Annotated in this window: 8 protein-coding genes and 1 pseudogene; 6 read left to right on the top strand and 3 right to left on the bottom strand. The window is 65.2% G+C overall.

What is annotated here, in order from left to right:
• The first annotated feature begins 2 nt into the window (after positions 1–2).
• Entirely contained in the window at positions 3–1,334 is a 1,332-nt protein-coding gene (locus tag IEY78_RS01670; RefSeq protein ID WP_189095659.1) for a sulfate adenylyltransferase subunit 1, read from the top strand.
• 79 nt (positions 1,335–1,413) lie between these two features.
• Here IEY78_RS01670 and IEY78_RS34090 read toward each other — a convergent pair.
• A pseudogene (locus tag IEY78_RS34090) lies at positions 1,414–1,563 on the bottom strand (IS5/IS1182 family transposase); the annotation flags it as partial.
• 181 nt (positions 1,564–1,744) lie between these two features.
• Between IEY78_RS34090 and IEY78_RS01665 the strand changes: the two are divergent.
• A complete protein-coding gene (locus IEY78_RS01665) occupies positions 1,745–2,938 on the top strand; it encodes an arylsulfotransferase family protein (protein ID WP_189095658.1) in 1,194 nt (397 codons plus the stop codon).
• 318 nt (positions 2,939–3,256) lie between these two features.
• Here the strand turns inward: IEY78_RS01665 and IEY78_RS01660 are convergent, their stop codons facing one another.
• On the bottom strand, positions 3,257–3,982 hold the full coding sequence (locus IEY78_RS01660) for a dienelactone hydrolase family protein (protein WP_189095657.1): 726 nt from the start codon (positions 3,980–3,982) through the stop codon (positions 3,257–3,259).
• Positions 3,983–4,275: 293 nt separating this feature from the next.
• Positions 4,276–4,983 carry a 2OG-Fe(II) oxygenase gene (locus IEY78_RS01655; protein WP_229699621.1) on the bottom strand — a complete coding sequence of 236 codons (708 nt, stop codon included), beginning with the start codon at positions 4,981–4,983 and terminating at the stop codon, positions 4,276–4,278.
• Positions 4,984–5,541: 558 nt separating this feature from the next.
• Here IEY78_RS01655 and IEY78_RS01650 point away from each other — a divergent pair.
• The 4 genes from IEY78_RS01650 to IEY78_RS01630 all read left to right on the top strand — a co-directional run bounded on the left by IEY78_RS01650 (position 5,542) and on the right by IEY78_RS01630 (position 11,819).
• Positions 5,542–5,868 (top strand): hypothetical protein, encoded by a 327-nt coding sequence (locus tag IEY78_RS01650; RefSeq protein WP_189095656.1) that lies wholly within the window; start codon positions 5,542–5,544, stop codon positions 5,866–5,868.
• Positions 5,869–6,820: 952 nt separating this feature from the next.
• Positions 6,821–7,705 (top strand): TauD/TfdA dioxygenase family protein, encoded by an 885-nt coding sequence (locus tag IEY78_RS01645; RefSeq protein ID WP_189095654.1) that lies wholly within the window; start codon positions 6,821–6,823, stop codon positions 7,703–7,705.
• 1,122 nt (positions 7,706–8,827) lie between these two features.
• The gene (locus IEY78_RS01640) at positions 8,828–9,094 is read left to right on the top strand and encodes a hypothetical protein (RefSeq protein ID WP_189095652.1); all 267 of its coding nucleotides are present in this window, start codon (positions 8,828–8,830) and stop codon (positions 9,092–9,094) included.
• A 1,459-nt stretch (positions 9,095–10,553) separates the two neighbouring features.
• The gene (locus IEY78_RS01630; protein WP_189095648.1) at positions 10,554–11,819 is read left to right on the top strand and encodes a hypothetical protein; all 1,266 of its coding nucleotides are present in this window, start codon (positions 10,554–10,556) and stop codon (positions 11,817–11,819) included.
• The last annotated feature ends 248 nt before the right edge of the window (positions 11,820–12,067 follow it).

The following is a 12,067-nucleotide window of genomic DNA, read 5'->3' as shown; positions in this document are numbered from 1 at the left end:
CCATGACCACCCCGGACGCTACTTCCCTCTTGTCCTTCGCAACCGCGGGGTCGGTGGACGACGGCAAGTCCACTCTGGTGGGTCGGCTTCTGTGCGACACGAGGTCGGTGCACACTGATCAACTCGCCGACATTGAACGTGCATCGCGGGACCGAGACGGGACGGAGCCCGATCTCGCCCTCTTCTCCGACGGGCTGCGGGCGGAGCGCGAGCAGGGCATCACCATCGATGTCGCCTACCGCTACTTCTCGACGCCGCGACGACGTTTCGTCCTGGCCGACACCCCGGGCCACGTCCAGTACACCCGCAACATGGTCACCGGCATTTCCCACGCAGACCTCGTGGTCATCCTGGCCGACGCGCGCAACGGTGTGGTCGAGCAGACCCTGCGCCATGTAGCGATCTCCGCGCTGCTTCGCGTCCCCCAACTGGTCCTGGCCGTCAACAAGATGGATCTTGTGGACTGGGACGAGCAGACATTCGCCGGGATCGCGCGGAACTTCACTGAACACGCCGCGATCCTCGGCGCGCGGGAAGTCACCGCCATCCCCATCTCAGCGCTTACCGGTGACAACGTCGTGAGCCCCTCCTCCCGCATGACCTGGTATCGAGGGCCCAGCCTGCTGAGCCACCTGCAGACCACCCCCGCCCGACCCGACCTGTCCAAAGGCCCGACACGCTTCCCGGTCCAGTACGTGCTCCGCTCCGGAACGACCACGTGTCCCCAGCGGGGATACGCGGGCCGGATCGCCTCCGGCCGGTTCCGTGTCGGCGAGGCCGTGACAGTCCTCCCCTCCGGACAGTGCACGACGATCGACGCGATCGACGTACTGGGTAGACCCGTCGACATCGCCCGGGCCCCGCAGTCGGTCACCCTCCGACTCGCCGGACAACTCGACGTCCCCCGCGGCGATCTCATCGCGTCCGGACACGATGTGCCCCGCACCACACGGGAGGTTCGCGCCACCGTCTGTCACCTGCACGATCACCCGCTCCGATCCGGTGACCGCCTCCTGCTCAAACACGGCAGCCGGACGGTCCGGGCCCTCGTCACGGAGATCATCGACCGGCTCGACATCGCCACGTTGGAGCAGCGCACCGGCTCCGGCGAACTGCGGGCCAACGACATCGGCACGGTGCATCTGCGCACCTCCGAACCGCTCGCCTTGGATGCCTATGCCCACTCACCGCACACCGGCTCTTTCGTGCTCATCGAACCCGTCCGGGGCGATACCTACTCCGCGGGACTGTGCTGGCGGCAGCTGAAGATCTCAGCACAGCGTTCGAGGGGAATCCTCCCCGGGCTCGGAAACCGCCTAACCGCATCCCCGTAAATGACCTTCGTTGCGGTCGCCGGGCAACGGCCGGCTGACGGCGACGACGAGTCGGGGCTCGGCGTCGATGACGACACGGGGCGACCAACAGCACCCGGGCCTCCAGCCGCAGGTACCAGGGCCGGCCCTGGCTGACCAGGTCGACGCCCTCGCGCCACAACGCTGAGATCAGCCCACCGAACTGACGCGGGCTGAACCCGCCGAACGGTGCTGTCCAGGACGGCTCGGCTCCAACTCCGTGAGCACACCAACCACATCAAGAACATCTGGACCGTGAACAGCAGTTACGGACAGCCCTCAGGCAGCGCCTTCCGCGCCGTGCCAGAGCGAACACCACTGAAATCGACCGGCCCGCCCCCAAAGAAACAGGAGAGAACGCCTTGCACCCGCATCAGCAGCACAATCCAGAAGTGATCGACCCCGCAGACAGTGTCGACCACTTCGTCTTCTCCCCGTCCTCCTCCTATCCCAAGCCGTACGCGCGGCTGTTCGACCGGCACGGCACTGAGGTCCACACCTGGAGCAATGATGTGGCCCAAATGCCCGTGGAGGAAGATCCGCCAAGCTTCATGCGGGGCTGGAACCACGTCGAAGTCGGCCCCGACGGATGCCTGTTCGCGATTGTCCCGATGCGCGCGCTGCTCAAGTTGGATGTCTGCTCCAACCTGGTCTGGCAGGCCGACGTCTCCGCACACCACGACGTAGCCCTCGCGCCTGGCGGTGGAGTCTACGTACTGACCGAAGTCCCGCGGCAGATCAGCGTGGACGGCCGCGCCCGCACCGTCGTGGATAACGCTGTCACCGTATTGGACGCGTCCGGCCGGCAGGTCCGCGACATCTCGCTGCTCGATGTCCTCTCCACCGACCCCGCGTTGTCCGCCATGGTGCAGGACCAGGTGGCCCGCAGGCACAATCGCTTTGAGCGGGCAGAGTTGGTACTCGATGCCGAGCAAGCCGCATTGCTGGCATCCGGCACCTACAGCGGACCGCAGAGCCGTGCGCTGCAGGTGCTGCGACAGCTGATGGGAGAGCCGTGCGACGTGCTGCACACGAACACGTTGGAAATCCTTGAGGCGCACCCGGCCGGGCTGTGGCAGCGCGGCCATGTCCTCGTTTCGATGCGGAACCTGGATCTCGTGGCAGTCCTCGATCTCGACACCCCGAGGGTGCTGTGGTGGTGGGGCCCTGGCGAGCTGTCCGCGCAACATCAGCCCTCGGCGCTGCCCAATGGCAACGTGCTGGTCTTCGACAATGGAGTGGCGACAGGGGTCTCCAGAGCCCTGGAAGTTGACCCCACCAGCAGCACCATCATCTGGGAATACCGTGCCTCGTCCTTCACGGCGTGCGCAGGCGGATGCGAGCTGCTGCCGAGCGGGAATGTCCTGGTGACGGAGGCTCAGGTGGGGAGGGCCATCGAGGTCACCCGCGACCAGCAGATCACCTGGCAGTGGAGGACGGCGAAGCTGTCCTCCGGACCGCTGACCAGCCGCGCGACGCTCTACCGCGTGGCAGGAGTCCCCTGGGCGACCGTCGAGCAGATTCTTCGCCACCAGCCAACACCCGCCTCGACGCCAGGCGCCAGCGAGCTCCAGGTGTGCCTCTGACCGGTGCCCAACCCATACCCGACCCGTGCGCCGGGATCGCACAACAGCAGCGCTGTGCACGCCACCGCTTCTCAGCCAGTGTGAACCGCCCGGGGAGCAGCCAAGACCAGGAAGGAGCCGGTCTTGGCTGCTCCCATAGGTACCCGGGTGACGCGAAGACGCCGGTCGTTGCGGTCTGGAAGGCCGCCGCTCGGCCGCTACAGCTTCACCGCCTCCACCCCGGCCGCCGGCGCCCTGCGCCCGCTGCGCGACCCGGACGCCCCAGAACTGGACGAGACGACGACGGCGGGCAGGAGTGAGTATCAGGAGCCGATCGGATCAATCCGTGACGGGCAGGCACTCGGCGAGCAGGGCGACGATGTCATGCCAGGCTCGCTGTGCGTGCCGTGGGTGGTAACCGACGCCGGGACGCACGGTGTGGTCGACCGTTGGATGGTGGAAGGCGTGCAGGGCTCCTCCGTAGACCACGAGGCGCCAGTCGACGCTCGCGGCCTGCATCTCTGCGGTGAACGCGTCCCGTTGGGCGGGCGCCATGATCGGGTCTTCCGACCCGACCCCGGCCCATACCGGGCAGCGGATGCGCGCCGCCTCGCCCGGTCGGCCCGTGATCAGCCCGTTGACTGTCGCGATCGCGCGCAGGTTGACGCCGTCGCGCCCGAGTTCCAGAGCGACGGCGCCCCCGGTGCCGTAGCCGACGGCGGCAATCCGGTCGGGGTCGGTTCGCGGTTCGGTGCGCAACACGTCGAGCGCCGCTTGGCCGATGCCTCGCGTCCGGTCGGGGTCGGCGAGCAGCGGCATGCAGCGGGCCAGCATCTCCTCGGGGTCCCCCAAATAGCGCCCACCGTGAAGGTCGAAGGCCAGCGCTACATATCCCAGCTCCGCGAGGGCATCCGCTCGGCGGCGCTCGACATCGCTGAGCCCCGTGCCCTCTGGTCCGAGCAGCACCGCGGGCCGGCGGTCGACACCGGCCGGGAGCGCGAGGTACCCGATCATCGTCAAACCGTCGGCCGGATACTCGACCGTGCGCGTCGTAATCGTTGTCATGAGTCTGGACGGTAATGACCGTTGCGCCCGCTCGGGGTGGCGTTCACCGATGGCAGACAGCAGTCTGTCCCGACTACAACACCCGGACGCGCCTGCTGCCTGTCGGCAAACGATCGATTGACGACAAATAGCCTGACGGGTCTCCACCGGGGCGTGAAGCGCCCGGCTCCCCGGTGCACATCCGGTGAACACCGAGGCGCAAGGTCGCCACGGGCGACGAACGCCCCCAGCATCGCGGAACAGCGATGTTGGAGGCGTTCGCGCGTCGGGGCGCAAATCTGTGGCCTTGTCCCTCAGCGGGGGTTTGGGATTTCCGGGCGGCACAGCCAGCCGTTGACGGCGAAGCGGCTGTCCGCGGGCTCCTTGGTCGGGCAGCTGACCTTCCGCACCTCGTGCCAGGCGGTGGGGCGGAAGAACACGATGCTGTCGTGTTCGGGCTCCCAGTCCCGCCAGGTACGGTCCTCCCAGGACGCGGCGCCCTCGGTGTGCACCGGCAGCACGACATCGAACACCCGCAGATGCCCGCCCTGAAAAGGGCGCGGTGTGCGATGCAGGTAATACACGAACGTGAGCAAGCGCTGTGCGGCCGGCCCGGGACCGGTGTCCTGATGCGGTAGATAGAAGTCGCCGTCGTTGTGCACATTGAGGCCGTAACTGGGCTCGGTGCCCTCACAGGACACTCCCAACGTCTGCTCGACCGCCTCCCGTACGTCCTCGATGGCCGACAGCAACTCAGGCACCGCGAAGTCACCATCCGACCGCGACCTGCGCATCGCCGGATCCACCTCCCGATTGACGCGAACCGTGGAAGGCGGCAAAGCACCCGAAGCCGAGGCAATGGCGCGCTCCAACAAGGCGCCGGACGCGCGTTCGCCCAGGAAATTGGAGATGCGGCACACCGTCACCGGCAACCGCCACAGCGCATCCATGGACACCAACGACGGTGCCTCCGACGCCTCAACAGTGGTGTCCGACCGTGCCATGGTCGCCTCGGAAGTCATGCTGCCTACCCTCAACAGTCAGAATCGGTGAACCGCCCTCACAGCCGGCCCACGCAAGGGAAAACGGAATGGATGGCGCCGCCGATAACCCACCCAAGTGTCCGGTGAACCAAAGGCCACGCTCGACCGAAAGCACCCTGGACGCCCTTCGGGATCTCCGGCGGCCGTGCCTCCCAGAACTTCCCCGACCAAGTGTCCGCGCTATCACAGCAGACACGTCATGCCATCACGGTGACGTGGCCAATGATCGGCTGGCCCCTCGCCATATCGACAACGACCCATCTGGCGGGACGTTACTCCAGAGGGATTCGCCTTCACTCGTGTGCCACTCCGCCGACCGGGGGCGGGTCCTGTCCAGCATGGTTGGCATTCCGTCTGGACGGGGTACTTCACTGGCACCGTCAGCCACATACCGAACAGCCCATCGATGCTTCCTCCACCATGCGCCATTGAGCAGAACAGGTGAATCGACGGAGCCATTCGCACCCTGTTTCTTCGCTGCTCGTTGTGGGTCTGTGGTCTCATTGACAGGACCGCATTGCTGACCAAGGAGGGATAATGCTCAGGCAGGCCGCCTATATCGTAGCTGCGGCGAGCGGGCTCTTGCTCGCGGACGCAGGCTTGGCCATTGCCGACTCGGGCGCCCACCACGCCCGTGGAGTTCACCATGTCCAGGTGAACTCCAACAACATCGATCAAGAGTCTCACAGGGTGTACAGGGACTCCCACGATGTTATTCAAAACAGCCGCACCAGGGTGTGTGCCATCGCCACCGGTTCAATGGCGCCGAACTCGTGTGGCAGCACGAATGTCTACCACCCCGTCATCTTCGGCGACGTGCTCGGGGCAGTACTCTCCCCCGGTGCCGCCGTTCCCCTTCTCTAGGGGACGCTGACCGTGAGCCTGGGGACTCCTCCTATGCCCCAGCGCTGAGGTCCGGAGGTCCGCAGTCCACCGACTGCGGCCATTCGGACCTGACTGGCCATTACTTACCAGCACTCATTTCACCTCGTCATCGTGTTGCCGTCAGCCAATGCGGTGAGGTCAACGCCAGCGAACAATCAGTCCAGGTGTGACGTGCGTTGCGGAATATGCAGAGACATAACTTCATCGATGCTGGCCCGCCAGTGCAGGAATTTGCATGCAACATTGCATCAACACCGCCATGTTGGCCATGAGCACTTGCCGACCCACCAGATCAGTCACCTCGGCTCACGATCCGTCCCTGCGCGAGGCCACCAGATATCACAGGACCACCACTCACGAGCTCATGTGAGTGCAGCTGTTCGGTGAGCGGAGCAGTAAGGGCAATTTGCCTCACAGCGCGCTAACCGCCGTATTGCTCGTTGCTGGTACAGCCACAGCGCTGGCAGGGCGCCGGTGAGTTCGCGATGGCAGCCAAGGTCCGGGGGCCGATTCCAATCCGTTGAGGATCACCGCGGCGCCTTCGCCAAGCGACCGCACCGGACGCATGAGCATCCATTCCGGTTGCCGGCGGTGGCCAGCGTGGCCGCCCGGGCTGGCTCGGGATGATCTTGAGCTGGCGGGGCGGACCACGGGATCCACTCCAAGTCCGACGACGCGTAAGGGCCCGTGGGTCACTGCCCAGCCGCCAGAGGCCGAGAAGTGAGTCGATCTCAAGCGCATAAGGCGCCATCACATTTCCGGATCCGTCGGCGACGCCGGTGCCGGATCTGCTGCAGCGTGACTTCACTACGGCCGAGCTGAATGATTAGCACGTTCGCCCTCGCCGGTCCGAGCACCGCTGCGGTTAGGCGAGATATCCAAAGTGTACCGATTCGCACTCGGTCGATATCAGCGTAGTGGGAGAAGATGCATGAAACTGACAAGACTCGGCACGTTTTTGGGCGCAGTTGTGGAGGATTACAAACTCGACACGGCCGACCCTGATCTGGCTCTCACCGTCCGGGAGTTGCTGCTGAAGCACAAGGTCGTCTTCTTCAAGCGGCAGCATCTCGATCAGCACCAATTCGTAGAAGTCGCCAAAGCGCTCAGCACATCGCTCGGCGCTGTCGACATCCACCCCTTCAAGTCCCACAGAGACCCGATCGTCAGAGGCCTCTCACCGCTCCAGCCGTACAGTGAGTACCCGGAGATTGTCGGCGTCTACCACGATGAGTCGACCACGAGGAACATCAACCGCTGGCACAGTGACCTCACCTGGCGTGAGGCTCCCCCGTTCGCCTCGATTCTCCGAGGCCTGGTGATGCCGCCCCTGGGTGGCAACACTTGCTGGGCCGACATGGCAAGTGCCTACAAATCGCTCGATGACTCGACCAAGGCCCGCATCCAGGAGATGCGGGTTGTCCACAACTGGGCTCAGAGCTTCCAGGGCGACTGGGCGCAGGGCTTTCAGATGGTGTTCGGTTCTAACCCCGAACTCCTCAAGGACATGAACGAGAAGTATCCGCCGTGCTCCCACCCGCTGGTACTCACTCACCCCTTCACAGGCGAGACTGTCCTTTTCACCAATCAGGTCACAGCCACCCACGTCGAAGGCATGTCCATCGAGGAGAGCCGAGAGCTGCTCGACGAACTGCACCGACTGCCCGCACGGCCTGAGTTCCAGTGCCGGTTCGCGTGGGAGGAAGGCGACATCGCACTCTGGGACAACCTGGCGACCCAGCACTACCCGGTCGCCGACTACTGGCCACACCAGCGCAAGGTTGAGCGCATCACCTTCGAAGGCGTCACGCTCTGACGTCCGTCGGGGTCTGTACCGGGCAACTGCTCGTCTCACGGGGCCCCTCGACGGACAGTGGCAAAAACAGGCTGACCACTCCCCGGCGCAGCACCAGGCCGCCTCCCGCCAAGGCGAGGTCGTGGGCGACTCGCCAACTGGGGATCTACACGGTGCGGGAGGTGGTGCCCAACTGGCGCTTGCTGTATCTGAAGGCGGCGCAGGCGCTGGTAGAAGCGTTGGCAGGTTCGTCCAGAGGTGGAGCAGACGATGGGGTGACTGGACGAGCTGCACCGTCTGTTGGACGAGCCGGCCGGAGAGAACCTGGCAGTGGCGCTGTTGGAGGTGTTGGAGCGGCCCGTCCCGGTGGCAGCTGTGGCAACGTCGTGGCCGGAGAACTATCACGCGTGGGTGGATGGTTGACGGGCCGGTGGCCTCCACCGGCCGGTGTGGCAGGAGCTCCTGCGCCGGGCCGCTGCCGATCCCTCTTCGTCCGCGATGGCGGCAGCTGCCGGGGCTGAGAGGGCGGTGACTCAGACTCCGGCGGCCGCCCGCCGCACGGCCGACTTTCCGCCGGATCGGACCGCCAGACGCTCACCTCCTGGCTTCAGCGGCATCCCGGGACGAGATCGTCTGGCGGTACCGGGTCAGGTCCCACGCCACGGCGGTCGGCACCGCCGCTCCGGACGTGATCCAGACCGCGGACCGCTTCCCTCTGCGGCTCAACCTGTGCACGACAGCTGAGAATGGCGTCGACGCACACCGTCGGTTCCTCATCCCGCCGCCGCAGGACGAGGCCGAGCGGGACGTGACGAAGCAGTCCGTCGACCGCCGGCGATCGAGGGCAAGCGGGCGGCAAACACGCGAGGCCACTTCGTCGCGGTGCGCGAGATGTATGGCATGGGTGTCGCCTGCGAGTGATCGCCAAGACACTGCACATGGATCGCAAGGTGGTACGCAAATACGCGAGTACCGCCATGGTCGAGGAACTGATCTGCCCGCCGCGGCAGAGCCGCAGGATGCTGCAGCCCTGGGCCTCGTTCCGCAATTTGCACCGGCAGGAGAGCTGCACCGACAGCGAACGCCGGCTTCTTGAGGCCAACGCTGCGGCCATCGTGGCTTCAGCCGCAGCGTCCGAGGTGGTTGGAGCCCCTGCGCTCCGCGGACGCCCCGTCGCCCAAGTGGACCGCGGCGCCCACCGTCCGGCAGGTCGTCGGCGGGCTCACCCGCCACCCCGACAACCTCGTCTCCAGCCAGCAGCTCCTCAAGCGCCTCGTGGTCCGCTGCACCGAACTCGGCGCTCTGACACGGAACATCGGGGGCTTCGCCAGCACGATGACGAATCTCGACGGCCACCTCCTACCGAGCTGGATCACTGCGACTGAGCAGAGCGAGCTGCCCCCTACGTAGCTCCGCCCGCAGCCTCCGCAAGGACCACGACGCCGTGACCAATGGCTCGCCCCTCTGCCCCTGCCCAAATTGAGCGGCACGGTCTAAGGCAACGTCAACTGCGGTCATTCCTCGAACGCCAAGGCTACGGACCTGCCAACCTCGACCTCCTCCGACGCCACATCCTTCTCACGCCGTGAACGGCCACGCTCGACGAGCCCGAAAAGCTGATCAGAGCTGAACTGCTCACCGTCAGCCGCGAACCGCTACAAGGTCGGCTCCCCTGCAGGAAGTCTGACGAAATGAAACATGCCACCAGCGCTCCTGGCAGCCGGTGGCACTTCCCTGGCATCGTCAGCTGCCTCGAGCGGTGAATCGCCCTGCCCCGTCAGGTGTCGTAAGCGGAACAGGTGAATTGAGAGGGCCATTCGCACCTTGACGTTTGTCTGGTCGTTGTGAGGTCTGTGGCTTCAACACAGGCCATATCGCCTATCAAGGAGGGACATTGCTAAGGCAAGCTGCCTATATTGTGGCCGCGGCGGGCGGGCTTGTGCTCCCGGACGCAGGCTGGGCCATTGCTGACTCGGGTGCTCACCATGCTCATGGCGTTCACCATGTCCAGGTGGACTCCAACAATATCGATCAACAGTCTCACAAGATTCACAGGGACTCTCACGACGTTACTCAGCGTCGGCACAGCAACCTGTGTGCTATCGCCTCCGGAGCGATGGCGCCGAACTCATGTGGCAGCACGAACTCTTACCACCCGGTCGTCTTTGGCGACCTGCTCGGGGCGGTGCTCTCCCCCGGCACTCCTGGGCCCCCCGGTACCCCTGGCACCCCCGGCACCATCGGGCCCCCCGGCACCCCCGGTACCCCCGGGTCGGACGGTGCCAAGGGCGATGCAGGAGCCCCCGGGCCCCCCGGGCCCCCCGGCCCCCCTGGCCCCTCCTGGTAGGGGGACGGATGACCTCGGACCCTGGCGGCTCGCTGCACGGGTCTCGGTCCTGAGGTTCGAAGCTTCGCCGTGGGCTGCGGAGCTTCGAACCTGGTCCACCTGTTGAGGTTCAGCGTGGCGCCGTGAGTCTGATTTGCCTCGTTTCGTGTTCGCCCGATCGTGATGCTGATCATCGTCGGAGCCGCTTGGCGAGCATGTGCACGTTGAGCTGCGGGACGGGGAGAGAGCTGTACCTCAACGACCTATCGGGCAGGCGGCCTTCTATCAGGATCCGGGCGGGCCGTCAGCGGCGCTTCCTGTCAGCTGACTTCCCGGCCTGGTCAGCGATGTTCCATTACTTCTGACTGTGGCGTGAGAGGGGCTGGACCAGCGGATCCAGGAACTCCTGCGCTGCCAGGTGCGGGAAAAGGCCGGCCGCCGATTAGAGGACGCGTCTCGCGTGATCATCGCTACCCAGTCGGCCCGCGCCGCGGCAGGTGTCTGGAGGACCACAACGGGGCGGGATGTGAACAAGAAGGTGTCATGAATCTGCAAGAAGTCCATGTCGTCACCGTCGCCAGCGACGAAAGCCGGGCCCAGGCCTTGTTTGTTTCCGCGGCGCGGATGAACATCGCCGTCACCAATCTGGGCCGCAACGTGGCTTGGCACGGGGGCGACATGACGGGCCCCGGTGGTGGACAGAAACTCAATTTGATGAGGACGTTTCTGGACCGCTGTGCCGACACGGACATCGTGCTGTTTGTCGACGGCTACGACGTGCTCCTGACACAGTCGCTGGAGCAGATGCTGAAGCGCTTTGCGCGTTTCCAGGCCGACATCGTCTTTGGCGCCGAAAAAATCTGCTGGCCAGACCAGCAGGTCGCGCCGCGCTTCGCCGAGACCGCGAGCGGCTACCGATTCCTCAACAGCGGCGTCTACATGGGCTACGCCTTCGCCTTGAAGGAATTTCTCGCCCCGCCCATCGCCGACGCGGCGGACGACCAGTTGTACATGCAGTACCAGTATTTGCACTACGAGGACTCGCACCTGCGACCCGCGCTCGATACCCGGGCCGAACTGTTCCAGTGCCTGTCAGCGGCCGGCGCCGAAGTCAGCCTGACCGAGGACAAGCTTCTGCACAACAGCGTCACAGACAGCAGCCCAGGCGTCCTGCACGGCAATGGCGGCTGGGCCGACAAGCAGGCCTTTGAGCAGCTCTGCAAGAACTACTTCACGGAAGCGGATGAGATCGTCTTCCAATCCCAAGACCAGAGCTACGAGGTCCTGGAGCGCGACATCATCGCGATCGACTTCCTGACACCGGAGGACTGCACAAAACTGCTGCACATGGCCGAGGCCCAAGGCCAGTGGAAAGCCATGCCGGGCGACAGTTTTCCCGGCCAGGAAATGCGCATCCGCGCCCTGGACGTGCACCTCTACAACCGCCTGGAAACACACTTCAGACTGCACATCAACCCAATCCTGACCAAGTACTGGGCGCCGATGACCATGCACGGTCTGCGCGACGTCTTCATCATCAAGTACTCCCCGGGCTCCCAAAGAAGCCTGGCTTGCCATGTGGACGCCTCGCTGGTCTCGGGCATCGTCAAACTCAACGACGACTACGAGGGCGGCGACACCTATTTTTACCGCCAGGGCTACAGCACCATGGATCTGGCGGTCGGCAAAATGGCGCTCTGGCCGGGCCAGGTCACGCATGGCCACGAGGGCCGTGAAGTCACCTCGGGCACCAAGTATGCGCTGGTGATCTGGACCGGCAGGTACAAGGGCGACGTGCTCAATCTATGAGGGGCGTTAAGTCTGACCTTTTCTCGGTTCGTGGTCGCTCGAAGCAGGACAGGAGGGCGCGGCCGGCGACCGGAGATCCCGGGCCCTGCGACCGCCTCCGGGAGGACGTGAACGCGATCTTCTATCAGGACCGGACGGGCTGGCAGCAGCGCCTCCTGCCACCTGACTCACCAGCCTGGCCCGCGGTGTTCTGCTACTTCGGTCTGAGGCAGGAGGGGAACAGGCTGGACCGCCGGATCCAGGAACTC

It is taken from the genome of Streptomyces kronopolitis (assembly GCF_014646275.1).
Classification (GTDB): Bacteria; Actinomycetota; Actinomycetes; order Streptomycetales; family Streptomycetaceae; genus Streptomyces; species Streptomyces kronopolitis.
Note: the sequence above shows the minus strand (reverse complement) of the source record. Positions and strands in the feature narration are given on the sequence as shown.

Excerpts from the sequence above, each read along its gene's own strand:
- IEY78_RS01670 (WP_189095659.1), top strand. The coding sequence starts at position 3 with ATGACCACCCCGGACGCTACTTCCCTCTTGTCCTTCGCAACCGCGGGG.
- IEY78_RS01650 (WP_189095656.1), top strand. The coding sequence starts at position 5,542 with ATGCTCAGGCAGGCCGCCTATATCGTAGCTGCGGCGAGCGGGCTCTTG.
- IEY78_RS01645 (WP_189095654.1), top strand. The coding sequence starts at position 6,821 with ATGAAACTGACAAGACTCGGCACGTTTTTGGGCGCAGTTGTGGAGGAT.
- IEY78_RS01655 (WP_229699621.1), bottom strand. The coding sequence starts at position 4,983 with ATGACTTCCGAGGCGACCATGGCACGGTCGGACACCACTGTTGAGGCG.
- IEY78_RS01660 (WP_189095657.1), bottom strand. The coding sequence starts at position 3,982 with ATGACAACGATTACGACGCGCACGGTCGAGTATCCGGCCGACGGTTTG.
- IEY78_RS01630 (WP_189095648.1), top strand. The coding sequence starts at position 10,554 with ATGAATCTGCAAGAAGTCCATGTCGTCACCGTCGCCAGCGACGAAAGC.